The organism is Neptuniibacter marinus (genome assembly GCF_001597725.1).
GTDB lineage: Bacteria > Pseudomonadota > Gammaproteobacteria > Pseudomonadales > Balneatricaceae > Neptuniibacter > Neptuniibacter marinus.
Window position 1 is genome coordinate 22,102 of sequence record NZ_LUTR01000017.1, and the last position, 26,958, is coordinate 49,059.

The following is a 26,958-nucleotide window of genomic DNA, read 5'->3' on the forward strand; positions in this document are numbered from 1 at the left end:
AGGAAGCCTGTTTTATGAATTCAAAGCGCCAACATATACTCCATTGGGCAGAGCAAGGCTACATCAGCCCAGATGACGTAGATACCGCCCTCTCACTCTCCCGTGCAAACCCAGATAATCAACAATGGTTTCAGTTTATAAAAAACCTCTTCCTATGGCTGGGTGTTATCTCTCTGGCGGCGGGGACTTTATTCTTCTTTGCATTTAACTGGGATGAGATGAGCAACCTCGTTAAATTCGCCTTAATGCAAACCTCTCTGGTGGTCAGTACCCTGATCTATACCAAGCTCAAACCGTTCACCCTACCAAGCACCGCCATCGCTTTCCTTATGGTAATGCTGATCGGCGCCCTGCTTGCGTTAAGTGGGCAGATTTACCAAACCGGAGCTGACCCTTGGCAGCTGTTTGCCTTTTGGGCCTTATTTATGACCCCTATCGCCGTCACCAACCGCGCAAGCACGTTGTGGCTCCTGTGGGTTCTCTTAATCAATTTATCCTGTTACCTCTACTATTATGATTTCCGCGGTGTCTTTGGCATCCTGCTGCACTATGACAATTTAGTAGGCCTTTTCCTGCTATTCAATACCTTACTTGCCATCGCCTTTGAAGTACTTCAACAGGGTAAAACACGATGCTTAGATAACCGTTTGGTCGTTCAAACCTGCTTATTAGCGTCCGGCATAGCCGCAACATGGTTGGCGATTTGGGCCATATTTGATGAGGCCGAACTACAATGGGGGCTCCCTTGTTACTTAGTTTGGATCCTCTGCACTTATCTCTACTACCGCTACCGCCTCTTCGATCTTTTCATTATTTCTGGCTGTGTAACCAGCGCTATTGTTATTGCGAGTAGCTTATTAATTTATATATTTAATGATGCATTAGAGAGCGACGCCTTCTTAATTATCGCAATATTTATTATCGGGCTATCTTCATCTGCGGGCATCTGGTTAAAAAAACTTAGTAAAGAACATGCAGCCGATCAGCCAATCACGAGCGATAAGGAGCATCAGGATGCGTAATTCTGGGAATGAGCTATGGCTTGAATTGCAGAGAAATAACCTGACCCGCACTGACTATCCGGAAAACGAATTAGATTTAAGCCCTTGGTATATAAAAACAATGCAGGGCTTTGCCGGTTGGATAGCCGCGCTGTTTTTACTCGCCTTTGTCGGCACCATTATTGGTAGCTTATTTATCTACGATAACCAAGTGCTACTGGCCCTCTGCGGCTTTATCTGTTGTACTGCCGCGTACTTTATCTTTCGTAATGATAAGACCCCTTTCTTAGAGCAGCTCGGTTTAGCTATCAGTTTGTGCGGCCAGTTTATGGTGGCTTGGGGAATTTTTACCGTTTTTTCGATTTCAGATTCCTCCGCATTTTTGATCTTAGCCTTATTTCAAGGGGCTTTAGCTTTGATTATGCCGAATTTCTTACATCGGGTTTTCAGTAGCTGGTTCGCCATGGTTGCGCTCTTTTGGGGCTTAAACCAACAGGGTATTTTTGGCTTAGATAGCGCACTCGCCGCAGCGCTTTTCACCTTGATTTGGATCCGAGAGAAACATTGGTATAAATACCGTTCACATCTACTGCCTATCAGCTTTGGCCTCGCGATATCACTTCTGCAATTTAGCGGGCATTTCCTCTTTCAACATGAATTTTCACACTACCTATTCAGAGCAGAGGTGGGCTTTTTACAACAATACAGCCCCTTGATTGGGAGCCTGATCCTAGCGGGCACATGTCTCTACCTTGTCTTTGCCATTCTGTCAGAACAGAACATCAAACTGGCCTCGCCATCCGGTTCTATCGCGGTTATCGCAACCCTCATGCTACTCGGGCTATCGTTTAATATTGCAGGTGTTAGCAGTGCTCTCTTAATTCTGTTGGTCGGCTTCTTTAGACAACGCCTTATCTTAATGGCGTTAGGCATCCTTGCCTTAATCAGCTTTATATCTTGGTACTACTACAGCCTATCGGAAACACTGCTGGTTAAATCGATCTATTTACTCTCCATCGGCGCTGTCTGCCTTACAATTGTCGGAACGCTGCATTACTTCAGCAAGGCTCAACCTACCTTAGACCCAGCTAACAGCGCACCAGTGAATGGAAAAAAATGGATCTCCTTAGCCACCATCTTAATCGTATTAGCCGCTATCAATATAAATATTTATCAAAAGGAATCGTTAATTCGCGAAGGGCAAAGCGTATTACTCGAACTAGCGCCTGTTGATCCACGTTCACTGATGCAGGGTGATTATATGCGACTTCGCTATAGAATGAGTCAAACGATTCAGTACGCGATCGGTGACAAAGAATCCGTAGATGGGTTTGCCATTGTGCAGCTCGATCAACACAGTGTCGCTCAGTTTATTACACTCAATCCTGATGCTGAGCTATCGCCTCAACAGCACAAACTGCACTATCGGATCCGTGATGGTGTCTTAAAATTTGCCACTAACGCGTTCTTCTTCCAAGAAGGCAGTGCCAAAATCTATGAAAAAGCTAAATACGGTGAATTTAAAGTTAGCGGTAACGGGGAAATGCTTCTAGTGGGACTTCGTGACAAGCAATATGTTTTATTAGGTACAAATAGACCCTAATGGGACAGTAAATGTAAAAACGGAAAAAGAAAAACCGGGGGAACAGAATAGAAACGGTTCCTCCGGCAGAGTACGCTTATTCTACTTTAAAGTTTTCAGGTAGCGTGATGCCTTTTTCATCGGCGCGCTGCTTAATTAAAGTACGGAACTCTGTACGAATCGTCTCACGCTCTTCAGCAGTCGCAGCATTTTTCAACTCTGTACGGTGGGCTGCACGCTCTTGGACTGAAACAAGCTTTCTAACCTGAACACGATCGGACGAGGCTTCACCAGCATGAACGGCTAACGCCGGAGAAAGAACTAATATTGCTGCAAGCGTTGTTGTAATCAATTGCTTTTTCATAACGAATGACTCCTTGATAAGTAGAAGCGCTAAAAGCGCAAACAGAACGGTTGAACGACACGGCCTGACTACAGCCGGTAAATCCAGCTCAGGTATACTACTTTTCTATCAACAGACAGCTTTACTGATAATTATTCAGTGGCAGCATATTAACCATTCAATCTTGAATATGCGAGATAAAATGTACAAACTTCATACAACAAATTTCAAGCCACGCATTATGTTAAGCTCTTTAGTTGTTTCAATAAGAGCTAATTTGGCTGTTCTATAAAAACAAAACACAATAAAAAAGGTTTAAGCAATCAATAAATTGCCCTAAACTCTAACAAGGAAATTTAAGGGGAAAGGAATATGAACCGTAGATTAAATTTGATTATCGCAAGTGCAGGGTTATCTGTATTCTCATTATTAGCTACAGCCGTTCAAGCAGAAGCTACCCACTACCAGTGTACATATACCCATGCGGTATTCACGGCCCCTTTTATGAAAACCCCAGGTACACGTGATTGCCCAGAAGAACACTGTAAATACACTATAACAATTGATGGCTCATCGGGCACTATTAATGGTGTCAGCGGGTTTAATGTTGAACAAGATAGCAATATGCTCAAACTAAGTAGAACAGCTAAAGATCCTATTATGGGTGGTATGGATACAACTACTCTGACGATCAACAAAACGGATATGACATTCGAAGCAGTTAAAACAACAACACCTTCAGTTACATTAACAACTAAAGGTCGCTGCTCTTAGGTCCATCAAAAAGTTGGTTGCTTTACTTGCCTCCCCTTTTCTGACTGATTTTAAAAATTACTATGAACCTAAATGATGTACGGCTATTTATACGCGTAATTGAGCATAACAGTTTTACTGCGGCTGCCGATAAACTAGGGATACAAAAATCAACAATCAGTAGACGAATTGCCCAGCTTGAAGATGAGCTAGGTGTGAGGCTTTTACAACGAACAACACGTAAACTTAGCCTAACCTCTGAAGGGCAAGACCTTTTTCAACGCTGCCAGCCTCTACTCGATGAGATGGAAGCCGTTGAAGATCGCGTAGTATCCAAGCAAGCGGTTCCAAAGGGACGTTTACGCATTACCATGCCTCCAGAAATGGGCATCTTTATCATGAACGATGTGATTGCAGGTTTCATGAAGATGTACCCCCTGATTCAAATTGATATTGAGCTTAGCCCCCGTTTAGTAGACTTAGTAGAGGACGGCATTGATCTCGCATTAAGAGTGGGTGAATTAACCGATTCCAGCCTTATAGGCAGAAAAATTGCTGATGTAAATATCAAGCTTTATGCTGGGGTTAACTATTTAGAAAAACATGGTGAGCCTAAGACACCTGATGATCTAATTAATCACCAGTGTCTAGGCGGGGCCTTATCTGACCCTGGCTGGATATTTGAAAACTGGAACGATGGAAAACCGGTGCCCGCAAACTTTAAAGTTCGCGCAAACAGTATTAGCTTCTGCCGTGAAATGCTAAGAAAGGACTTAGGCATAGCACGCCTGCCAATCCAGTTCTGTATGGATGATATTGAATCAGGGCTTATTAAAGAAGTACTCTCTGATTACCAAGCCCCCGATGTGAGCATAAATGCCCTCTACCCAAGTAGAAGACATTTAAACCCTAAAGTAAGACTCTTTATAGATTTCATGATCGAAAGCCTTGAAGAGCACCAGCACCCATGGCTAAATAAGCCCTAATTTTTTACGATTGATCGGCAGCACTCGTGTCTACTTGCTGCCATTGTAGTTTTTTCTCTATAGCTCGAACCATCATTTTCGCAATATCTTTACCTGTGGCACCTTCGATTCCCTCTAATCCTGGGGAAGAATTAACCTCAAGCAACAGCGGCCCTTTAGCTGAGCGAATAATATCAACACCTGCTACGCTTAAGTTCATACACTTAGCAGCCTTAATAGCGATGCGTTTTTCATCCGTCGTAGGACGAATAACACTGGCTGTGCCACCTTGATGAATATTTGCTCTAAACTCTCCAGGTTCTGCCTCGCGCTGGATAGCCGAGACAACCTTACCATCAACAACAAAACAACGGATATCTTTGCCTTGAGCTTCTTTAATAAACTCTTGAACTAATATATCAGCGTTTAAGCTTTTAAAAGCATTAATAACACTGTCAGCCGCTTTATTGGTTTCAGCTAGGACAACACCTTTACCTTGCGTACCTTCTAATAACTTCACAATAAGTGGAGCACCACCAACCATGCTAATCAGATCATCTGTTTCTAATGGCGAGTTAGCAAAACCCGTAATAGGAATATCAATATTATTTTCAAACAACAGCTGCAAAGAATGTAACTTATCCCGTGATTGTGTAATTGCCGCGGCTGTATTCAAGCAGTAAACACCCATAGAGGCGAATTGACGTGTTAATGCACAGCCATAAAAAGTCATACTCGGCCTGATACGTGGAATGACTGCATCTAAATCATCAAGTACTCGTCCACCACGATAGTGCACTTCTGGCTCTTCAGCATCCATCTTCATATAACAGTGTTTAATATTTAAAAACACCATTTCATGACCAAGCTGCTCGCCCGCCTCAATAATACGACGGTTACTGTACAAATTCGGATTACTGGCGAGCAAACCTATTTTGAGTCCACCCACTGAAGGTTTTTTAGTTTGATACAGCGTTTTCAACTCAGCATCCGATATTCCCCCTAAAAGCATACAGCCTTCAGGATCCACGAGAATTCGGCCTGACATCGCTTCACGCCCCAACAGCATGCGATACCCCATAGCATCGCGGTTTGTTAAAGTGACCTCAACCTCCCAACTAGAATCAGCAATACCTAAAGTTGTCTTAATTACATAGCGCGTTTCTGATGTACCACTTGAGCTTTTAACTTTGCGACGATCGTGAACGGGAGCCTCACAGGACACCATGGTTTTCCGATTATCTTGTATCGGGCAGATATTAAAACGAACCCAAGGCACTCCACTCCGTTTAAACGGCTGAATGTTAAATGCATGTAATGAAGATGTTTTCGCACCAGAGTCCACACGCGCCTTAACTGCCGGCAACGCCAAGTCGGGAAAACGACACCACTCTTCAGCACCAACTAATAGTTTACTAAGTCCCATACCAATACCCGAAAAGTACCATAAAAAAATTTGCGCCATTGAAGCTTGAACAAGCTGAAGGTGCAAGCAATAAATGCAATATTAGGCAGCTGACTCCCATTCAGGTAGATCATCTTTAAATAAACCTAACAATGTTTGAATCCCCGCCATTTGCGCTGCATCTTTATGTGTCACCAATAACGTCGGCACTTGGCTATATTCAGGTGCTAAAATCTCCATATTTAGATCATTAGCGTACCTAGATTCCTCAGCCACTTTACGCGGGACTAACGTAAAACCTAAACCAACGGCCACGCAGCCTAAAATACCCTCTTGCGTCCCCATACTCATAACTTCAGTGTCTAGACGGCCATGCTTTTTTAACCAACTTATTGCCTTTTCACGGTAAGCACAGCCCTCACGAAAAAGAATCAATGAATCGGAGACATCTACATTTTTCGCCGACACTAATACTAAATCTTCAATCAACACTTGCTTACAGGTTAGGTGTTGATGCTCAATAGGACCACCCACAAATGCACAATCCAAGCGATAATTGAGAATATCTTGAACAAGCTCGCTACTGGTTTCTGTTTTAACCCTAGGCATTAACTTAGGATGAGCTTTGCGAAGCGCCTGAAGAAGCCCTGGCATTCTGGTCGCAGCGAAAGACTCCATTGAACCAATACGGATCTCACCCACCGATTCTCCCACCTGTTTTACCGCCATGCAGGCTTGCTGCTCAAGGTGAAGTAATTTATTAGCATATTCAAGTAGCGTATGGCCTGCAGGTGTTAGTTCTAGCCCTCGCCCTTTACGATAAAAAAGTTCAGAGCCAAGCTCTTCTTCAAGGCGTTTGATTCTTGCTGTAATATTCGATTGAACAGTATGTAGTAGACGTGAAGCTGCTAATACTCCACCCTGTTCTGCGACAGTTTTAAATGTATTTAATGAGACCAACTCCATTCTAGCTTCACCCTTCTCTAATATAGAATAAAAGATTCTTATTTATTCATTTGTAGTGATAGTTTAAGCGAGTTAACCTCTCTGACACCAGTTATTTATGAACCCAAATTATGACGACTCAATTACAAAAGTATAAAGTCCTTATTGCCGGTATTTTTAGCTTAATGCTCATGCTAGGCGTTGCACGATTTTCTTACACACCGATGCTTCCTCTTATGCAGGCTCAAGCAGGCATGAGCGATGCTATCGGAGGCTGGCTAGCCACATTTAATTATATGGGATATATGGCAGGGGCATTTGTTGCCGCCTCAATCAGCGACTTGACCTTAAAAGATAAGCTTTATAGATGGGGACTCATTGTTGCCATTCTAACAACCGCAGGTATGGCTGTTACTGATAATGTCATCATCTGGGGAGTTATGCGCTTTTTTGCAGGACTGACAAGTGCCGCGGGTCTATTAATCGGTTCAGGGTTAATCTTAAACTGGCTGATTAGGCATAACTTTCGTAGTGAACTGGGTATTCATTTTTCAGGCTTGGGATTAGGCATCATTTTCTGCTCAGCTGTTGTTGCATTGATGGATATAAAACTCAACTGGCAAGAGCTTTGGTGGTTATTCGCAGGTCTAGGCGTACTCTTAGCAATCCCTGCATGGGCTTGGCTACCACGTCCAGACACCTCAGGCACGACTATATCGGGTGCTCAAATGGTGGACAACCCACCCAGTAAGCGCTTTCTCTTCCTTATGCTATCCGCCTACTTTTGCGCAGGGTACGGCTACGTTATCAGCGCCACGTTTATTGTTGCTATTGTTGATAGGCAGGAAGCTCTACAAGGGTTAGGCCCCATTGTTTTTCTGATCGTTGGGGTAGCTGCAGCACCGGCCTGTATTATCTGGGATTTAATCGCTCGACAGTTAGGTGTGTTAACCGCTCTTTTAATCGCCTATATCATACAAATATTAGGGATTATTCTTCCCGCCCTTACCGATTCAGCCGTAGCCGTTATTATAAGCGCTGTACTTTTTGGCGGCACATTTATCGGGATTGTAAGTTTAGTATTAACGATGGCTGGCCGCTTTTATCCGACTAAACCAGCCAAACTCATGGGTAAAATGACCTTAACCTATGGTGTCGCCCAAATCATCGCACCCGCCATTACAGGCAATCTTGCTGAACGATTGGGTGACTACAATTTAGGCTTATGGATAGCAGCCGGTATGGTTTTATTAGGGGCGGTTATCTCAACAATTTTGATGATCTCTGAGCGAGATGCCCTGTAAACCCGTTGTCTAGATAGTGTTGAAATATCACCCGTCACGTTTAATCGCTTGGAGCTGGATCGTACCTTTAGGTTCGACTCAGCCCAAGATCCATAATACTTCCCTTGTGCTAAATCTTCGTTTTTTGCCCTCATAGATACCGCTCATTGATTTGATCCCCTATTAATCCATATTAAACGTGGTATTTCTTGAACAACCCCAATTTAGCACTATATACTGGCGCGATTATCCACTCCATATGCTCTAACACGCTATATAAAACACTCATCCTTAATAACTGTAAGAAGATACTCACCCAATGATTAACCATAAGCACTTTATAGTACTGGGCAATATTTTATTATTTACGCTAATGATGGCGTACCTTCCCTTTGAGGAGCCCATAGTTAAAGGCCTAAGCATTTTGTTATTTATTGCAATTCTTTGGCTTACAGAAGCTCTGCACGTCAGTATTACCGCTTTACTCGTACCTATTTTGGCGGTAGCTCTTGACATATTTAACGCCAAAGACGCCCTGAGTAATTTTGCTAACCCTATTATATTCTTGTTTTTAGGTGGTTTTGCGCTGGCCGCAGCACTTAACTCACAAGGCTTAGATAAAGCAATTGCCAGCAAGGTACTTCACGTTGCTAACAGCCGTTTAAGCGTCGCAGTTCTACTTATTTTTATTGTCACCGCTCTGTTATCTATGTGGATCAGTAATACCGCAACCACCGCAATGATGTTGCCTTTAGTATTGGGTATACTTCGCCAATTAGACCCCATTAAAGAACGTAACACTTATGTATTTATGCTACTCGGTGTTGCCTATTGTGCCAGCATTGGTGGTATAGCAACACTAGTCGGTAGTCCACCCAATGCGATTGCAGCAGCACAAACAGGGCTTAACTTTATAGGCTGGATGAAGCTCGCCGCTCCCTTGACTGTGATATTACTGCCTTTAGCGATCGTTATTTTGTACTTTGCTTTACGTCCTAACCTTAAACACCAATTTAGTGTTAAGCATGAACCTCTAGAACTCACACCTTCCCGCATTATAACGATGGGTATATTCCTATTGACTGTCTTATGCTGGATCTTTAGTGGACCACTTAATGCTTTTTTAGGTGGTCTATCTAGTTTTGATAGCCTTATCGCTATATCCGCTATTATCTTGTTGGCTTTTTGTCGTGTGGTCGAATGGAAGCAGATTGAAAAAACAACAGATTGGAGTGTCTTACTATTGTTTGGCGGTGGCTTATGTTTAAGTGCCGTACTTAAAGCCACAGGAACAAGTGTATTTCTTGCGCATACAATCGGTGATTTTTTACAATCTTCCAGTGCAGTAATCGCGTTATTAAGCGTTGTTGCTTTTGTCGTAATATTAACTGAATTCGCCAGTAATACGGCAAGTGCAGCCTTACTTATACCCGTCTTTGCTGCTATTGCAGAAAGCTTGGGAATGTCACCTATTATCCTATCAACGGTTATCGCTATTTCAGCCTCTTGTGCCTTTATGCTGCCGGTTGCGACGCCGCCCAATGCAATTGTATTTGGCTCTGGTTTTATCAAACAAAGTGATATGATGCGTATAGGCATTTGGATCAATCTAGGGTGTATCGCCGTGATCACTTTATACGCTAGAATTTTCTGGTAAAGACACCCACTATTCAGCGAACAACAACAGCTGATCTTACAGCCCGCATCTTGGTTTTATATTTAAACCTTGCCGCGGGCTTTTGTTTTATATCATTAAACATTTAACAGGCTTAAAACTCAAAGAGCGACCTAAGTTAAGCATAAAAATATCAATTGACGTAAAACATCGGTAACAAAGGAAAGTTATGACTTAGGCCTAGCTTTAGCCGTTCTAGATCTTGGCTTACTTTTACCCGTACTTCTACGTTTACGCTTAAAGTTAGTTGCTTCAACGGGAGGTAGATGACGTAAAGGTTCAGGTACCCCCCCCGTTTTTATCTGAGCCACAATTGTTTTAATTCTATGCTCTAACTCATCCATAAAGGGCTGATAGGCTTGATTCCTTTCCGCCATCGCCTGTAATTGATGCTCCCATTGAGCAGTCATATCGGGATATGTATATTCACGGGGCAAAGCATGTATCAAACCTCGTGCTGCAGCGGTGCTAAGGATCGACTTGCCGTTTCTTACCAATAGTTTTCTTTTGAACAGCGTTTCCATAATGCCTGCTCGCGTCGCTTCAGTACCTAGCCCATCGGTTTCTTTTAAAATTTTCTTTAACTCTTTATCCGCTACAAATCGAGCGATCCCCGTCATAGCTTGTAGTAAACTGGCTTCGGTAAAATGCTTAGGCGGTTCGGTTTTTTTATCTTTTATCTGACCTTCACGACAAATTAACTCCGTATTTTTATCCAGCACAGGAACTATATTTCCTTCCTCCTCCTTACTGTCCTTACCTATTAATGCTTTCCAGCCCGCATCAATAAGAACACGCCCTTTCGCAATAAAACATCCACCGGCTATATCAAATACCAACTTAGAATCCGCATAGAGCGCAGCGGGATAAAACTGCATAATATATTGTCGTGCTATCTGCTGATAAATATTCCGCTCATAACTTGATAAACTACTTAGCGATTGTTTTTTAGGTGTCGGAATAATCGCATGATGGGCATCTACTTTTTTGTCATTCCACGCCTTAGATTTAAGGTGTCGATCAGCCTTATTGATAGCGGTACTCAATGTTTGTTCATTAGCCGCTATGGCATCCAGAACAGCGCCGGACTGTTTGTAATGATCATTAGGTAAATAACGGCTATCAGAGCGAGGGTAGGTAATTAGCTTGTGTTTTTCATACAGCGACTGACAAGTATCTAAGACCTGTTGAGCACTCATACCAAAACGTTTTGATGCATCGATCTGCAGTGCCGATAAAGAGTAAGGTAATGGCGGCGCTTGTTTGCTTTGCTTTTGCTCTGAAGTAACAACCTGCGCCGGTTGACCCACAATACGTGAAGCAACATTCTCCACAAGCTTTCGGTTTATAACTCTTCCTTCTTCATCTTGCCAAGGCTGACAAGCCTCACTCGGCTGCCAACGTGCATAAATTTCCAGCAAAGGATTTTGCTGATAAGGGATAATGGCATCCAGTGTATAAAAATCTTTAGGGATAAAGTTTTCTATTTCTTCATCACGGCGCACAACCAAACCCACCAGAGGCGACTGAACACGGCCAACAGACAACACCCCTTTATAACCCGCTTTTTGTCCAAGTAGTGTATAGCCTCTAGACATATTCATTCCATACAACCAATCAGCTCTTGAACGTGCTAAGGCTGAAACCGATAGAGGAATAAACTCTTTGTTACTTCGCATTTGATGTAAAGCGGTTTTCACTGCGGGTAGATTCAAATCATTGATTAATAATCGTTGGATACGTTCTTTTTTAGTTTTACTGACTTTGCAGTAATCAATAACTTCATCCACTAATAACTGCCCCTCACGATCAGGGTCACCGGCATGTACTATAGAATCAAACTCTTTCAGCAGCTTGCGTATAACAGACAGTTGTTTTCCAGCGGATTTACGGGGCTTCAGTCGCCATTGTTGAGGGATAATCGGTAGATCTTCTAGTGACCAGCGTTTATATTTTTCATCATATGCATCAGGTTCAACCTGCTCAAGCAGATGACCTATACACCAAGTGACAGTATCGCCATTGGCTGCCCGAATACACCCCTCCTCTTTTTTATGGGGTTTTGGCAGTGCATCAGCGATCGCTCGCCCTAAACTGGGTTTTTCGGCTATATATAAAATCATGGAAATAAACTGTATATAAAAACAGTACTTAACGGTATAGGAATTTAAGCCTGTAATCCAGAAAAAACCAACACTAAATCATTTTTAAAGGCGCTTGATCAAGAATGGCCATCTGCTCTCTTAACTCTAAAATATGCTCGCCCCAATAGCGGCTAGTATTAAACCAGTTAAAGCTATGTGGAAATGCGGGATCTTCCCAGCGCTTAGCTAACCAAGCGCTATAGTGCATAATTCTCAAACTCCGTAAGACCTCAATTAAACGAAGCTCTGTAGTTCTAAAATCATTAAATTCATTATACCCATCAACGATTTCGGAGAGTTGTGCCGTTTGCTCATGGCGGTCCCCTGATAACAGCATCCAAATATCCTGCATGGCCGGAGCCATACGCGCGTCATCGAAATCAACAAAATGAGGGGCATCATCTCGCCACAACATATTGCCAGAGTGACAGTCGCCGTGAACACGAATCTTCTTTATCTCGCCACACTGTTGAGTGATCTCATCAATCGCTTGTAACAGGTCAGCAGAGACCGATGTATAAGCCGCTTTAAGATCCAAGGGAATAAAGTGCTCTGAGACAAACGCTACACTCTCATAACCAAAATTTTGCGTAGTAATTTCGGGGCGGTGAGTAAAAGGTTTAACCTCACCAACACGGTGCATTCGGCCCAGCAATCGACCTAATACAAACAGGTTATCCATATTATCAAGTTCAGGCGCATGTCCACCCTTTCGAGGAAAAAGTGAAAACATAAACCCTTGATAATCAAACAGTGTATTACCTTCCTCATTTTTTAAAGGGGTAACAATTGGGAGTTCATGTTCGGCCAATTCAAACGAAAATTCGTGCTCTTCCAAAATCTGCTCTCGGCTCCAACGGTTGGGCCGATAAAACTTCGCAATCAGCGGCTCTTTATCTTCAATACCTACCTGATAAACACGATTTTCATAGCTATTTAATGGAAAGGTCCGACCATCACACCAAAACCCTTGCGTCTCAACAGCATCCATCAAAAATGAGGGTGTTAAGCGTTCAAAGGGATGGGTCTTATCATGCTCAGGCATTTTATCTTCAGACATTCTATTCCTAGCTATAAATTACAGTATGGCTGGAGATTACGTTTAAGCGTTAGCCGCTGCAAGCCATTAAAGGGCTATTTTTTAATACAATTTACAACATTAAAAACGATTAAATGCAGGCGCTATGATCAGTTTTTGATATAGTTTCGCAACATCTATATTTTGTATTAAGAGATTGTTATGGCAGGTTCACTGAAAGATCAATTACTAAACATCGGCCTCGTTGATCAGAAGAAAGCGAAAAAAGCCGATTCAGACAAGAAGAAACAGAAAAAACAGGCTAATAAAGCGCGGAAATCCGGCCAAGCAGTCATCGACGAACAAGCGATTAAACAACAAGCACTCGAGCAGCAGCGTAAAGAGAAACAAGAGCGTGACCGCCTACTCAATCTACAGCGCGATGAGGAGCGCCAGAACCGAGAGATTGAAGCGCAATGCCGACAAATGATCATGCAGCAGCAGATCAATATTCCAGACAATGCTGAGCTCACATACAACTTTGTCTACGATAAAAAAGTTAAAACAATGTACGTTACCAGCGACTTACAGACACAGTTGATACGTGGCCAAGTAGCCATTGCTACACTCGATGAAAAGTTTTACTTAATCCCCGATAAGTTCGCAGAAAAGATTGAACAACGTATACCTGATTACGTTATTCGCGTTCAACCTGAAGAAGAACCGGATGAAGATGACCCTTACGCCGATTATAAGATCCCTGATGACCTTATGTGGTAGTCGAACTAGGAATTGAAAGACCTTTCGCACGGGCGCTGGCTATAGATATAAGTAGCGCCCTACTGAATAGCGATTAAACTCAGGTCAAAGCTTAATCCCTAACAGAACATGAAAGAAATTCTTTACCTTGTCCGTAATCAAATCATTTTATACGGCCTAACAACTAAATGAATAAGGTAAAAACTGTTTTATTATCTGGCCAATAGCTGAAAGTGGGTATAACCATCCCATTGACTAAAGCCAATAAGAACCCTTTTATCTGATGAAAGAATTTCATACATTAGTGTTTACATTAAAGCAAAGTGCATATCTGTCGATAACCCATTTATCGCTATAATATGGAAATACAAAATCGGGATCATAAGGGTCCTTTTTTGTCTGTGGAGGAATTACCCGTGCAAGTTTTATTAAGCAGCCAAGCAGCCTATTCTCAGGTTCGCCAAGAAACATTGGTAACCGGTGGGTTTGCAGATGGTAAAGACAGCAGTGGTCGTTCTGCATCTGCGGCAGATAAGTTAGTCGCCAAACTAGCAGAAAATATTCCTGGAATGAGCTTATCTGAGATGAAAGGTCTCGATGCAAATGATTACTCTCCAGAAAAAGTAGCTTCTCGGATTTCCGATTTTGTTGCCCAAGGGTTAGAGCAAGCTCGTTCTCGCGGCGCTTCTGACGCTGATCTCGATCGCATGTACCAAGCAGCTGTATCGGGTGTTGAGAAAGGCTTTAAAGAAGCCACGGAGATACTAGAAAAGCTGAATATGCTCACCGAAGATACATCCGCCACTATAGATCAAACTAAAGACCTCACCTTTGACGCACTAGCCGCAATTGCACCAACAGCAAGCACTGAAGACGTGGCAGCAACAAGCAGCCAAACATCTATCTCTGCCGCTGAGCGTTATTCCAAAGCAGAATCCTTCTCTATGGAAGTGATGACCCAAGAAGGCGACAAGGTCTCAATCTACTTTGATAGTGAAGCCAGCATTACAGCGTCCCTTGGTGCATATACTGATGGTGAAACCAGTGCCGTCTCTTATGGTATTGACCGTAACGCCAGCAGTAACTTTAGCTTTAGTGTAGAAGGCGATCTTAATGAAGAAGAGTTAGACGCCCTCACCTCCTTAATTCAAGACATTAATCTGATTGCAGAAGATTTCTACAGCGGTGATGTTCAGGATGCTTTTAATCAAGCGGCCGAATTAGAAATGGACAAATCCCAATTAATGAACTTGAATGTAACTATGACTCAGTCAACGAGTTACTCTGCAGTAGCCGCTTATGAGCAAGTTCAGCAGTATGATAATCCGCTCGGCGATAACGGGCGTCACTTAGGTGGCATGATGCAAAACATGGAGAACTTCATGAATAATCCAGCACTTGGATTCTTAGAAGATAGCTCTTTATTTGGCGCCAGCTTATTAGAAAATTTGATCCAAGAAGATATACGTTACAAAGATGCGGATGAAGAATCCCAGAGTAAACTAGATAATAACGTTGGTTTATTGCAAAGCATTATGGCTCAGTTTTCTCAGGAAAATGCAGACGATTAACCCCCTTCTTAATCGCTGCAATATACGTAAAACCGGCCTTTTAATGGCCGGTTTTTTTTATGCCGCTCAATCGCTCCCATATAAAGACAAGGGCTGATATGATCAGCCCTATAATTCATCATCATTTGATCATGTATCCATGAGCTCTCCCTTTACACTGCGCCCTTATCAACAAGATGCTGTAGACGCCACTCTACAACACTTCCGTAAAACGGAGGATGCAGCCGTCATTGTGCTGCCCACTGGCGCAGGAAAGAGCTTAGTCATAGCAGAGCTGGCCAAACTCGCAAAACGAAAAATATTGGTCTTAGCCCATGTAAAAGAACTAGTTGAGCAAAACCACGCTAAGTATGAAAGCTACGGGCTCAAAGGCGGAATATTCTCCGCAGGTTTAAAGCGCAAACAAAATGATTTTCAAGTTACCTTTGCCAGTATCCAGTCCGTATCAGCTAATCTTGACCGTTTCTCAGCAGAATACTCACTGCTGATTATTGATGAATGCCACCGCCTAAATGATGATGACGACAGCCAATACGGCAAGATTATCAGCCAACTCCGTTCACTCAACCCACAGCTAAAAGTACTCGGGCTAACCGCTACACCTTACCGGCTAGGCATGGGATGGATCTATCAATACCATCACCGTGGTTTTGCTCGTAGTAGCGATCCAAAACCCTTTAAATACTGTATTTACGAACTTCCCTTAAGTTATATGGTTCGTAACGGCTATCTAACTGAGCCTAAATGTATTGATGCCAGCATTACCCAATATGACTTCTCCGCATTAAAGCAAAACCGTTTTGGCGAATATGCAGAAGCAGAAGTAAACCAATTACTAGGCAAACATCCCCGCGTAACACAAACGATTATTGAACAAGTCAAAGCATTGTCTCAAACCCGTCAAGGTGTCATGGTATTCGCTGCTACCGTAAAACATGCACAAGAGATCTGCGGCTACCTCCCAGTAGATCAAACCGCCTTAATTACTGGTGCGACTGACAACAAAGAGCGCGATCAACTCATACAAAGCTTTAAGCAGAAAAAACTGAAATTTCTGGTTAATGTCTCTGTACTTACGACAGGTTTTGATGCGCCCCACGTAGACTTTATTGCCATCCTACGCCCAACCCAATCGGTAAGTTTGTATCAGCAAATTGTTGGCCGTGGTCTTCGCCTTGCAGAGGGGAAAACTGACTGCCTGGTCATTGACTATGCCGGCAACCACTTTAACCTGCATCACCCTGAAGTGGGGGAAAAGAAACCCAACCCTGATACTGATCCAGTACAAGTCTTTTGCCCTAGCTGTGGCTTTGCCAATATATTCTGGGGGAAAACGGATGATGAAGGGAACGTGATCGAACATTACGGTCGTCGCTGTCAAGGTTTACTAGATTTCGACCCTACAGATAAGCAAGAGCTAAAACAGCAACCACAACAGTGTGATTACCGTTTTAGATTTAAGGAATGCCCTCACTGTAACGCCGAAAACGACATCGCTGCACGCAACTGCCATAAATGCAAAATGGCGATTATCGATCCCGATGACCAGTTAAAAAACGCCTTAAAACTAAAAGATGCAATGGTTATTCGCTGTTCAGGCATGGAACTCAGCAGCGTACAAGATCGCTTAAAAGTCACCTACTATGGAGAGGATGGCGAAGAACTGAGCGAATCTTTTGATTTTTCTAAACACAGCCAGACAGCTGTATTTAACAATCTATTTGGCAAACGCATCGCTAATGCGCAAGCCCCTAAAACCCTGAACAACATTTCCGAAGTACTCGCCATCAAGTCACTTCTTACGGCCCCAGACTTCGTCATCGCCCGTAAGCAAAAACACTACTGGCGCGTTCAAGAACGGATCTTCGATTACGAAGGTAAATACCGTAAAGCCAATCAACTTTAAGTAGAAGGCCCACCTCCGAAATTTTTCCTACTTCAACCGTTCCAAGATTAATCATTTACATCGAACTGAATATCATTACAACAGCGCAGGCATCCGTTCGACTCTGATATCCATACGCAGTAGATCCACTGGATCACCAAATTGGCTATATATCGCCACATCAGCAGCATCTCGACCGTAGGCGATCGCAACACGTCCACCATATCGGCTATTCTGAGTCGGATCGAATGCATACCAGCGCCCTCCGACATAAGCCTCAAACCAAGCATGAAGATCCATAGGTTCAAGCCCTTCAAGATAACCAACAACCATTCGAGCAGGGATCGACAGAGAACGACAACAGGCTATACCTAGATGGGCCATATCCCGGCAAACCGCCTCTGATTTTTCATTAACTTCACAGGCACTAATGATCTGCTGACCACTTCCAGGAGAGTAGCGCAGTGTTTGGCGAATATAATCAATAATTGCTGTGCACTGATCATATCCAGGCGCGACACCAACAACGAGTGATTGTGCTAATTGAGTGAAACGATCAGACTCACAAAAACGGCTCGGTAACAGAAATGGAAGTGTATCTTCAGGTAAATTTTGCACTTCAATAAACGGTGCCCCCGGCGCTACATCAAAGGCATCTGCACATTCGATATTAACCGATGTGTAAACTGAAAAAGGTCCAGCAGGTGCCACCACCCGTTGACATAAATTACCAAATGGATCGGTGAACTCGACCGCCATAACGCTAGGTGAAAACTCATACTGCTCACGGGCTACCCACTGCTGCTGCCCACTACGAGGGCGAAGCATTAATAAAAATGGCGTAGCTACAGGGATATTGAAGTCAAGAACACAAGAAGCATGTAGCCACATAAGAACATCCTAATTAATTTAAGCCAAAGGAATTCTATACTCTAAACTACTCACAACGGCACAACCCTATTAGGCATCGTCCTTCGTTCTTTACGTACTCAGTTAATCTAGCACGTCACCTCCACTGCCGCTAGCACTATGAGTTAGAAGTATGATTAAGCTTAGAATAGATTATATATAAGCAAATAGAGCAGCTGACTATAGAGGGATGAGCAAGTGTTAGTTTAAGCCGAGAATAAACTCCCCTCTTTATTCTGCTCTTACAGTGTAAAACCTATATAGAAAAGTAAGGCTCCCATATAGATTGAGAGTGCGGAAACGCCATCTTGGGAGAGATCCCTTGAGACTATATCACCCGTCCCTTTTACTATACCGATAATCACAAGTCCGATCCCGCCCGTAAAGCGATAATTATTTAAATTCACATGGCCTTGCTCATCCGTTATAAAACGTAAGTAACTAAATAACAGTAAAGCACTTCCCACTATAAATATAATTACTCGAAAGTTTTCCATCGCTAATCCTGCATCAAAAAAATCATACTCTGCCCTCAATAGTCATCATAGCGATAACAAACTGGATCTATTTACTTCACTTACTCCTCAGGTCAGTAGCACCAGCATGTTGCTTATCGTACGCCCACTCTCTTTACCAATGGCTATCAAAAACCGATCCAATCTATCCTGTGCCAAGCTGATTAAGGCGCATTTCGCTGAGAGGGGTCAATTTTTAAGGGCATCACTATTTTGTGTGGATCGACTACCGCTTTATGCTCACGGGTAGCCTGAGCCCACCAAATAAGTTGATTGAAGGTACGGCTAAAATATTCAAACCAAGACGCCTGATTCTGGCCTGCCTGCACGCTCCCATCTTCGGCAAAGACCTCTTGTGCTTTAGGTACATGAATCATCGCAGAAACAGGTAAACAACCAAGCTCTGAAAGAAACGTCCGCATGCCTACAGCTGCACGCATACCACCCCACTGCCCCGCAGAATAGGTAACAATGGCACTCGGCTTGTAAGAGAATAGAGAGCTACCAAAATGGTTTAACATATCAGCCAACGCAGGACTCATCGAGTGATTATATTCAGGGCTAACCATAATATAGCCATCAGCTGACTCTATCTTGTCTGCCAGCTCATTCAGTTCTGGGGGAACCGTGCGCTGAGAGTACGCAAAATGTGGTTTAAAAACAGGTCCCAAAGGGTAATCTAAAGGATCAATCAGCTCCACTTCATGCTCAGTATAGTGACTCAATAAACATTCAATGCAAGCTTTTGAAACGCGCAAACCAAGACGAGCGGGGCTAGGTGGTGTGCTATCACGAACAGTGCCTAAAAAAACTAAAAACTTCATATTAAAACTCGATATAAGTTAGAAAAAGCCTGCGAGGAAACTAATGAAATAGAGAGCGACTGGAACTCCTTTGCTCTTTTTGAGCGATTTCTTATACCTAAAAGCACAAAGCGTTCACTGCTTCATTCATCTATGCCAAAGATCGGTCTCTCTTTTATCTTTAGGTTGTAACTTATCACTCCCTTAAACTCAACAGTACCGAGCTAGCTCCTTATCGCCCACTAAATCTTAACTATCGGCTTATAAATTTTAGACTATACTTTGTATATACAAATTACAATTAAGGTGATTTGATGGTTAATTATTACAAAGTTTTACCGTTGATTTTACTGAGCGTCCTATCTCATAAACTATGGGCCGGAGAGCTAAAGGTGGGGAAGGTATGCCCTGTTACTTATCAAAAGGAATCCATTGGACGGCTTATTTTCTCTAAGCCTTGGTACCATAGCAGTCGCTCTAATGCGAAGTATATCCCTGGGGATAATGCTACGGGAATAGGTTTAGAGATCCACCTGAAAAACAACTTTAATGGTAAAACGGATGGCCTGAACTTAGCAGACTGTGATCGTTATCGCTTATTACAGATTCGAAAAACTAATGCTAAACTCCACCAAGGCGAACGAGGTATACAGATTGATATCCCTAACGAAGCCGAAAACCCTTTCTATGATAATGCCCCACTTGAACATGGTCGCGGGCTGCACAAAACCCCTAAAGATGATGCTGACAAGCCTTGGCAGGGAAGATTCTTCCGCGATGCGTCCGTATCTATCTATGACACGCCTTACGTCTCCGATTCTTATGGTGTGGAAGGGAAAGATCTAGAGGTTGATTTTGAGACCTGCGCAATTTGTGAACGGGATCAGCATTACGACTTAGTGCTGTCATGTGGTACTTGGGGCTATAAACGTGAGTATATGGGAGGTATGACTGGCTGGGCAGAACCTGAATTTAAAGGAGTTCAATGCTCATCATCAGCAAGCCAACTATTTCAAACTACAATCAACAACTCTAATCGCGTTGAATACAGTTATTGGATTCATTGGCGCTAATCATTACTCAGGCAGCCAAACCACTTGATTGCGCCCTTTAGATTTAGCTTTATATAACGCTCTATCTGGCAACTTCTCAAATATTTACTTAACAGCGCTCTTTTAAAAAGCATCTGCTTGATACTAGCTTACCTCTGCGCAAGGTGCTGAAAAACAGCATGAATAGACTAAGGTACTTTTCCATCATTTTAGACAACCCTAGAACTAATTCTTTTCTAATCAAAATATAGGGTTATTTGAAAGAGGCGAGTACAGCCCATAAATAAATGTATTATAAATATATGTTATTGACGGATATCAATTTTAAACTTTTGTTCTCCACATAAGATAGACACTCATGTTCTTTTGGAGCACAAGATAATGACGCATGCTGATACAAAGTTGATTCCTCAGGTCACAGTAGAGTTTATGAATAATGACCATGAGGAAGCAGTCGAAATACTAGATACCATACTCGCTGCTATAGAGAACAGTACTGTAGACGAGGTTACCTCACGGCTCGAAGCGTTCTTCGCTCATAACCAAGTCCACTTTTCCCGTGAAGAGGAACAGATGAGACGCGTTAATTTCCCCCCTTATTCTTGCCATAAAGGGGAGCATGACCGCGTTCTGTTTGAATTAGCTGAAGCAATAGAGCAGTGGAAAGAGAGAAACGACCGAGAGTATATTGCGCACTACCTTAACTGCACTTTGTGGAACTGGTTTATCAACCATATTAAAACAATGGATACAGTCACAGCCATGTTTATCAACCAGCATGCCCACTGAAAACACTTCACTCTAAAAGAAAGTGATCTCAGACTCATCTAGGCTTATGCATTCAGGTATAAGCCTAAACCTCCCCCTGTTTACTTGGTTTTAGTCTTATTTTTATAGTGCGTTCTAGCTTAGGGCCCTATAAAAAAAATCACCAAGATAACGGTATAAACTTGCATAAAAAAACCATATTTGAAATATGTTTGCGCAGAACCCATTTAAGGAGAGATTATGCTTATCTATATGAGAGTGATAAAAACGAGGAGGAAATAGACACCCAATCCATTAACGTTTGAGATCAATTAAAACGTTGGAAAAAGCTAAAAGGATATAAAGGCTTAGATACTCGCGGTACCTAGTCAGATCTAAAGCTAACCTATAGAGAATAAGAGCTCTAATAAAAAAGAGCCCCAATCAAAGCGATTAACCACAATAACGGATTTAAGTACTCTGTTTCTGTTTACGCTTTTTAAGAGCCTTATCTAGCTCCAAAGGCGATACCACTAACCCATCTCGGCCCTCAGTCGGACAAACAACAACAGCAAACTCGTCATCCTCCAAACCGGGTGTCCAACGACTATGCCATTTAGACAGAGAGATTGCCTCTGCTTTACAGGCCTCCCACTCGCCCGTAGCCCAAGCTTCAGCCAACTTTTTATATGGCCAAACAGGCACGCAGTCTTCATCTTCTGTATTGAGCATTACGCTGCCATATTGATCGGTTAGAATCCAAATTTCATCTGATGAGACTGCTTCGCTAACAAAAAGAGCATAGAGCTGCTCATCATTTAATTTTTCGATTGCAGCCAAATCATAGCTGTTATCTTGAGCTGACATAAACCTGTATCCGAACTTAGAAAAGGATAGGATAAAGCAATTTGATGATAGATTCTTGAACTATTAGCATTCGATTATCAGGCTTATGAAAAAACCACTTTTCTGCTATTCTTCAAGCCAGTTAACAATCTATATCCGCACGGGCAGATCTATAAGCGATTTCCAAACGTGCGCGCCACTACGGATCATATAATGAGCAAATATTGGAGTGATGCAATTAAGCGTCTAACCCCTTATGTCCCCGGCGAACAGCCTAAAGAATCAGGGATCACTAAACTCAACACCAACGAGAACCCTTACCCACCTTCACCTCTTGCTGAAGCGGTTATTAAGGATTTCGATACAAATCGTCTACGTCTCTATTCAGATCCAGATTGCACACTATTAAAAGATGCAATTGCCGATCACTTTTCCGTTGAACGTAAGCATGTATTTGTGGGTAACGGTTCAGACGAGGTACTTGCTCATACCTTCGCCGCATTTTTTCAACAGGATAAACCGCTGTTAATGCCGGAGTTCACTTATAGCTTTTATCCTGTGTACTGTAACCTTTACGATATCAACTACGAGCAAATCCCCCTACGTGACGAATTTGTGCTTAACGTAGATGATTTTGATCAGCCTAATGGCGGTATTATCTTTGCAAATCCAAATGCCCCCACAAGCCGAGCAATTGAGCTAGGCGAGATTGAATCATTAGCAAAACGCAACACTGAATCCGTTATTGTTGTCGATGAAGCTTACGTGGATTTTGGTGCAAGCTCGGCTGTTGAGCTTACCCAGAGTTACAACAACATTTTAGTGATACAAACCTTCTCGAAGTCACGCTCTCTTGCAGGAATGCGTGTCGGTTTTGCCATTGGGCATGAAGACCTTATTGACGGTCTTGAGCGGGTAAAAAATAGTTTTAACTCATACCCACTGGATATGTTAGCAATCGAAGCATCCGCTGCAGCGATAAAAGACCAAACTTATTTTGAGGAGACGACTCAAAAAATTATTGCTACTCGGACTTGGACAATTGAGCGTTTAGCTGAATTAGGCTTTGTTAGCCTACCCTCAAAAACCAACTTCCTTTTTACTCGCCACCGCATCTTAGAAGCAGCCGAGTTGATGGGCTACCTTCGTACTAAAAAAATATTGGTCCGCTATTTTAGTAAACCCGGTATAGATAACTACCTGCGTATTAGTATCGGTACGCAAGAAGAGATGCAGCTTTTAGTGGATACACTAGAACAACACCCTGATCTTTTTAAGCTATAACTAAAGCTTTAGTAAACATAGATTAATCAATACAACAGCTCTAATTTATTAGGGCTGTTTTTTTATATTAGAACTCAATTCTTGTACCTGTATCACTAAAATACTGACCTGGCGGTTTACCTAGGGATTTTCTAAACATCGCTACAAAAGCACTCGGGCTGCGATAACCTAGAGCTAATGCCACATCAATCACCGCATCCCCTTTTCCTATTCTATCCACCGCTTCTTGCAGCACTAGCTGCTTGCGCCATTGTTGAAACGTCATCCCTGTCTCTTTGCTGAATAGCCGAGCAACCGTTCGCTCACTGGCACCAACTTTGGCAGCCAACTCATTTAGACTTGTTTCAGCATTGGGTGACTTAATCATTGTTTTCATCACCCTTTGCAAACGTCGATCTGTTGCGCCTGGCAGATGAAGTAAAGAGGGTTTCAGTGCTTGAAGCTCATCTAAAATAACCGCACATATCCGACTCGCGGGACTATTTGGCAAGTACTCTGTACCAAAATCCGCTACTTTCATAATCAGTTCCCGCAGTAGAGGGGAAACTTCGACCACACTACATTGATCAGATAAGCTATGTAGATACGCTGGATCGACAAACAGATGACGCAATTCAGCACACACCTCAGCATTCGTTCTATGCACTATATTTCCCGGTATCCAAACGGCTTGGGTTGGAGGAACAACCCAACTGCCTGCATCTGTGTATACACGGATAATCCCTTCGCTAGCATATGCAAGCTGGCCCCGTGGATGCTGGTGTGGATCCATATCTACGTTAGCTGCTAAATGCCCCCGTAAACCAACAATAGGTCGCTGCGAATCGATTCTCTGACCAATAGATGAAGGTTGCCGTTTAGAAGTAGAATTTTCCATAGCTTTGTCACTTATGCGATATTTATTGTCATATTATCGACTAAATCACTTTTAATTCCCTGTCACAATAAGCCCATGAGATAATTAATAATGGTGTTGCAATGATCAATCTTCAATTAAGCCGTTCACAATTAATCGCTCTGATACTTATTCCTAGTATATTTTTTGTTGCCTTTTTGAGCCCTCTATCTTTGCCGCTCGATAACAAACAACTTTTATCTGCCTGTTTAATTTTATCGGCTCTAGTACTCTTAGCCACCAGCGCAATCTCTGAACACCTCAGTATGCTGATTTTTATGACCGCCGCTATGTTGCTAGCCATAGCACCTGCCGAGGTTGTATTTTCTGGTTTTAGTTCAACAGCTTGCTGGCTTATCTTTTCCGGTTTAATTATTGGTATCGCGGTTAATGAAACGGGGCTAGCAAAACGTATAGGCAACACTTTTACTGGCCGATTAGATAAAAGCTACACCCATCTTATTAGCGGCATTGTTTTACTCTCTATTTTGCTTGGTTTTCTTATGCCCTCCTCTATAGGTAGGGCTGTACTTTTAATCCCTATTGCAATGGCGATGGGGACAAGTTGCGGTTTTAAAGAGGGCAGTAATGGTCAAATTGGTGTTGCGCTTGCTGCAGCCTTTGGTTGTCATGTACCCACCTTTGCAGTGCTACCCGCAAACGTACCTAATATGGTACTGATCGGCGCCGCTGAAACTATGCATAACTGGACACCTATGTATGCAGAATACTTACTACTGCATTTCCCGGTTTTAGGTTTTATCAAAGCTTTACTTATTATTGCTGTCATTGTCTGGTTATTTCCCGACACACCTACGCGCTCTAACCGATCGGTAGCTAAAGAACCTGTATCCAAACAGGAATATAAATTGATGGTTATTATGATGGTCACTCTCGGTTTCTGGTTAACCGATTCTCTCCATCATATCTCAGCAGCTTGGATAGGTTTGGCAGCGGTTTGTATACTGTTAATGCCTAGGATTGGCGTGGTAAGCCAGCAAAGTTTCCAGAAGAAATTTAATATTAGCTCGCTGGTATTTGTTGTTGGTGTACTAGGTGTTGGTGCTTTAATTAACTATAGCGGTATAGGTGATGTAGTTGGCGAGCAGCTTAATACGTGGTTACCACTTTCAAGCGAACACCCGTTACTGAGCTATCTTTCTCTCTCCCTTACTGCTTTTACTACCGGTATGGTTGCAACACTTCCCGGTGTGCCCGCCATACTAACCCCTTTCGCTGAGCAGATGAGTGATAAAAGTGGTTTTACATTGGAGGCCGTTCTGATGACTCAAGTATTGGGCTTCTCTACTATTCTTTTTCCTTTCCAATCAGCCCCCTTAATGGTGGGAATGCAATTGGCTGGGGTATCGATTAGACATGCTGCTAAACTTTGCTTTGTCTTAACCCCTATTACAATTTTAGTCCTATTTCCCTTAGATTACCTCTGGTGGAAAATACTTGGCTGGTTATAAACCCTACCATAATAACCATACTTTTTATAATAGAACTAAGAGATGATGTTAGTTAAGCGCAAGAAAAACTACTATCGTTGTTCACTCAAGCTTTTCTTCTTTTTACCTTGAGTCATTGAATGCTCACGCATTCTAATCTTATCCTTTGCAAGATATTGTGGCGTACTTAGGTACGCCTTTTTTTTCTACAATACCCCCTTCTATAGCGTGAACAAATCTCACTATCGTTTCACTGAAATAAGCTATAATTGAGAGGATTGTAAGGGAGATATTCTAATGGCTATTACTGTGACAGGCGCTTCGGCTGGCTCACTTAATCAATTTAATCAGATTCAAACCCGTGTTAATCAATATGATCAACAACTTGCCTCTGGCAAACGTATTAATGAATCTGCGATTGATCCTGCTGGTCTCCAAGTTTTTCTTCAGCTACAAGGGCAAGAATTAGGTAATAATACCGCCATTAAAAATAGCTTAGATGGTATATCAGCCCTGCAAATTGCCGAGGGTAGCGTCAACCAAGTCAATGATTCCTTACAACAGATCAGAGAATTATCCGTCCAAGCTCAAAACGGAACACTCAATAGCAATGATAAAGCATCATTACAGAAACAAGCCGACGCTTTACTTGAAGGTATTAAAGACGCGATTTCTAAATCCTCATTTAATGGCCAATCCCTTCTTTCCCAAGACGGCGAGTTAAAACTTCAGACGGGGCCTGGTTCTGAAAACTCTCAAAACATTACGACATACAATCTAACCGACTCTTTAGAAGAATTAGGTTTATTTTCAATTGATATTACTGAGAGTGCAGCGCTTGATCAGCTAGATAACGCACAAAACTTTTTAACAACCGTATCTAGCGAAATTGGTGCTAACCAAAATAGGCTCGACAGCACAATCAATCAACTGTCTGAGACCAGTCTAAATAGCGCGGAGGCTGTCTCTAGGATTGGAGACACCGATTATGCGAAAACACTCTCCGAGCGCTCTGCGGCACTGGTTCAACAAGAGGTCGGAGTTGCAATGCAAGCACAAGCTAATGCTAACCGAGGTTTAGTCCTTAACTTATTGGCCAGCTAAATACCTCCCTCTTCAACGATAGT

Annotated in this window: 24 protein-coding genes and 1 pseudogene; 14 read left to right on the plus strand and 11 right to left on the minus strand. The window is 42.6% G+C overall.

Annotated features, from left to right (window positions below; all coding sequences use genetic code 11):
• The first annotated feature begins 14 nt into the window (after positions 1–14).
• Both A3774_RS11755 and A3774_RS11760 read left to right on the plus strand, forming a co-directional pair.
• Complete coding sequence (locus A3774_RS11755) at positions 15–1,022, plus strand: DUF2157 domain-containing protein (protein WP_067867541.1); 1,008 nt, start codon at positions 15–17, stop codon at positions 1,020–1,022.
• The gene (locus tag A3774_RS11760; RefSeq protein WP_067867546.1) at positions 1,015–2,604 is read left to right on the plus strand and encodes a GDYXXLXY domain-containing protein; all 1,590 of its coding nucleotides are present in this window, start codon (positions 1,015–1,017) and stop codon (positions 2,602–2,604) included. The genes A3774_RS11755 and A3774_RS11760 overlap by 8 nt, the downstream gene beginning before the upstream one ends.
• A 76-nt stretch (positions 2,605–2,680) precedes the next feature.
• Here A3774_RS11760 and A3774_RS11765 read toward each other — a convergent pair whose 3' ends face one another.
• Positions 2,681–2,947: a hypothetical protein gene (locus A3774_RS11765; protein WP_067867550.1), complete on the minus strand. Its 267-nt coding sequence runs from the start codon at positions 2,945–2,947 to the stop codon at positions 2,681–2,683.
• 351 nt (positions 2,948–3,298) lie between these two features.
• Between A3774_RS11765 and A3774_RS11770 the strand changes: the two genes are divergently transcribed.
• The gene (locus A3774_RS11770; protein WP_067867553.1) at positions 3,299–3,700 is read left to right on the plus strand and encodes a hypothetical protein; all 402 of its coding nucleotides are present in this window, start codon (positions 3,299–3,301) and stop codon (positions 3,698–3,700) included.
• Positions 3,701–3,762: 62 nt separating this feature from the next.
• Positions 3,763–4,665 carry a LysR family transcriptional regulator gene (locus tag A3774_RS11775; RefSeq protein ID WP_067867556.1) on the plus strand — a complete coding sequence of 301 codons (903 nt, stop codon included), beginning with the start codon at positions 3,763–3,765 and terminating at the stop codon, positions 4,663–4,665.
• Between the two features lie 4 nt (positions 4,666–4,669).
• On the opposite strand, the gene rimK is transcribed toward A3774_RS11775, so the two are convergent.
• The 3 genes and pseudogenes from rimK to A3774_RS11785 all read right to left on the minus strand — a co-directional run bounded on the left by rimK (position 4,670) and on the right by A3774_RS11785 (position 7,015).
• Positions 4,670–5,593 (minus strand): 30S ribosomal protein S6--L-glutamate ligase, encoded by a 924-nt coding sequence (gene rimK / locus A3774_RS11780; protein WP_456264840.1) that lies wholly within the window; start codon positions 5,591–5,593, stop codon positions 4,670–4,672.
• A gap of 84 nt (positions 5,594–5,677) precedes the next feature.
• Positions 5,678–6,109: pseudogene (locus A3774_RS16825) on the minus strand (ATP-dependent zinc protease family protein); the annotation flags it as partial.
• 42 nt (positions 6,110–6,151) lie between these two features.
• Positions 6,152–7,015 (minus strand): LysR family transcriptional regulator, encoded by an 864-nt coding sequence (locus A3774_RS11785; RefSeq protein WP_067867559.1) that lies wholly within the window; start codon positions 7,013–7,015, stop codon positions 6,152–6,154.
• A 110-nt stretch (positions 7,016–7,125) separates the two neighbouring features.
• On the opposite strand from A3774_RS11785, the gene A3774_RS11790 reads away from it, so the two are divergent.
• Together A3774_RS11790 and A3774_RS11795 are read left to right on the plus strand one after the other, a co-directional pair.
• The gene (locus A3774_RS11790) at positions 7,126–8,298 is read left to right on the plus strand and encodes a YbfB/YjiJ family MFS transporter (RefSeq protein WP_067867562.1); all 1,173 of its coding nucleotides are present in this window, start codon (positions 7,126–7,128) and stop codon (positions 8,296–8,298) included.
• 298 nt (positions 8,299–8,596) lie between these two features.
• Entirely contained in the window at positions 8,597–9,934 is a 1,338-nt protein-coding gene (locus A3774_RS11795) for an SLC13 family permease (RefSeq protein WP_067867565.1), read from the plus strand.
• 185 nt (positions 9,935–10,119) lie between these two features.
• Here the strand turns inward: A3774_RS11795 and A3774_RS11800 are convergent, their stop codons facing one another.
• Positions 10,120–12,075 carry a DNA topoisomerase III gene (locus A3774_RS11800; protein WP_067867568.1) on the minus strand — a complete coding sequence of 652 codons (1,956 nt, stop codon included), beginning with the start codon at positions 12,073–12,075 and terminating at the stop codon, positions 10,120–10,122.
• 73 nt (positions 12,076–12,148) lie between these two features.
• On the minus strand, positions 12,149–13,156 hold the full coding sequence (locus A3774_RS11805) for a serine/threonine protein kinase (RefSeq protein WP_231867976.1): 1,008 nt from the start codon (positions 13,154–13,156) through the stop codon (positions 12,149–12,151).
• A 180-nt stretch (positions 13,157–13,336) separates the two neighbouring features.
• Between A3774_RS11805 and A3774_RS11810 the strand changes: the two genes are divergently transcribed.
• The 3 genes from A3774_RS11810 to A3774_RS11820 all read left to right on the plus strand — a co-directional run bounded on the left by A3774_RS11810 (position 13,337) and on the right by A3774_RS11820 (position 17,350).
• Positions 13,337–13,894 (plus strand): DUF2058 domain-containing protein, encoded by a 558-nt coding sequence (locus tag A3774_RS11810; RefSeq protein WP_067867571.1) that lies wholly within the window; start codon positions 13,337–13,339, stop codon positions 13,892–13,894.
• 395 nt (positions 13,895–14,289) lie between these two features.
• Complete coding sequence (locus A3774_RS11815; protein WP_156473708.1) at positions 14,290–15,444, plus strand: DUF5610 domain-containing protein; 1,155 nt, start codon at positions 14,290–14,292, stop codon at positions 15,442–15,444.
• 139 nt (positions 15,445–15,583) lie between these two features.
• Complete coding sequence (locus tag A3774_RS11820; protein WP_067867577.1) at positions 15,584–17,350, plus strand: DEAD/DEAH box helicase; 1,767 nt, start codon at positions 15,584–15,586, stop codon at positions 17,348–17,350.
• A 75-nt stretch (positions 17,351–17,425) separates the two neighbouring features.
• Here A3774_RS11820 and A3774_RS11825 read toward each other — a convergent pair whose 3' ends face one another.
• The 3 genes from A3774_RS11825 to A3774_RS11835 all read right to left on the minus strand — a co-directional run bounded on the left by A3774_RS11825 (position 17,426) and on the right by A3774_RS11835 (position 19,577).
• The gene (locus A3774_RS11825; protein ID WP_067867581.1) at positions 17,426–18,220 is read right to left on the minus strand and encodes a transglutaminase domain-containing protein; all 795 of its coding nucleotides are present in this window, start codon (positions 18,218–18,220) and stop codon (positions 17,426–17,428) included.
• A gap of 260 nt (positions 18,221–18,480) precedes the next feature.
• A complete protein-coding gene (locus tag A3774_RS11830; RefSeq protein WP_067867584.1) occupies positions 18,481–18,735 on the minus strand; it encodes a MetJ regulator of methionine regulon in 255 nt (84 codons plus the stop codon).
• Between the two features lie 182 nt (positions 18,736–18,917).
• The gene (locus A3774_RS11835) at positions 18,918–19,577 is read right to left on the minus strand and encodes an NADPH-dependent FMN reductase (RefSeq protein ID WP_067867587.1); all 660 of its coding nucleotides are present in this window, start codon (positions 19,575–19,577) and stop codon (positions 18,918–18,920) included.
• A 293-nt stretch (positions 19,578–19,870) separates the two neighbouring features.
• Here A3774_RS11835 and A3774_RS11840 point away from each other — a divergent pair, with 293 nt between their 5' ends.
• Both A3774_RS11840 and A3774_RS11845 read left to right on the plus strand, forming a co-directional pair.
• Entirely contained in the window at positions 19,871–20,629 is a 759-nt protein-coding gene (locus A3774_RS11840) for a hypothetical protein (protein WP_067867590.1), read from the plus strand.
• 360 nt (positions 20,630–20,989) lie between these two features.
• Positions 20,990–21,397, plus strand: a complete 408-nt coding sequence (locus A3774_RS11845; protein WP_067867593.1) for a bacteriohemerythrin — start codon at positions 20,990–20,992, stop codon at positions 21,395–21,397.
• Between the two features lie 429 nt (positions 21,398–21,826).
• Here the strand turns inward: A3774_RS11845 and A3774_RS11850 are convergent, their stop codons facing one another.
• On the minus strand, positions 21,827–22,222 hold the full coding sequence (locus tag A3774_RS11850) for a DUF2750 domain-containing protein (protein WP_067867596.1): 396 nt from the start codon (positions 22,220–22,222) through the stop codon (positions 21,827–21,829).
• A 192-nt stretch (positions 22,223–22,414) separates the two neighbouring features.
• Here A3774_RS11850 and hisC point away from each other — a divergent pair, with 192 nt between their 5' ends.
• The gene (gene hisC, locus A3774_RS11855) at positions 22,415–23,485 is read left to right on the plus strand and encodes a histidinol-phosphate transaminase (RefSeq protein ID WP_067867599.1); all 1,071 of its coding nucleotides are present in this window, start codon (positions 22,415–22,417) and stop codon (positions 23,483–23,485) included.
• Positions 23,486–23,552: 67 nt separating this feature from the next.
• Here the strand turns inward: hisC and A3774_RS11860 are convergent, their stop codons facing one another.
• Positions 23,553–24,362, minus strand: a complete 810-nt coding sequence (locus A3774_RS11860) for an AraC family transcriptional regulator (RefSeq protein WP_067867602.1) — start codon at positions 24,360–24,362, stop codon at positions 23,553–23,555.
• A 101-nt stretch (positions 24,363–24,463) separates the two neighbouring features.
• Here A3774_RS11860 and A3774_RS11865 point away from each other — a divergent pair, with 101 nt between their 5' ends.
• Positions 24,464–25,852 carry an SLC13 family permease gene (locus tag A3774_RS11865; RefSeq protein WP_231867977.1) on the plus strand — a complete coding sequence of 463 codons (1,389 nt, stop codon included), beginning with the start codon at positions 24,464–24,466 and terminating at the stop codon, positions 25,850–25,852.
• A gap of 276 nt (positions 25,853–26,128) precedes the next feature.
• Positions 26,129–26,935: a flagellin gene (locus tag A3774_RS11870; protein ID WP_067867605.1), complete on the plus strand. Its 807-nt coding sequence runs from the start codon at positions 26,129–26,131 to the stop codon at positions 26,933–26,935.
• Positions 26,936–26,958: the final 23 nt, after the last annotated feature.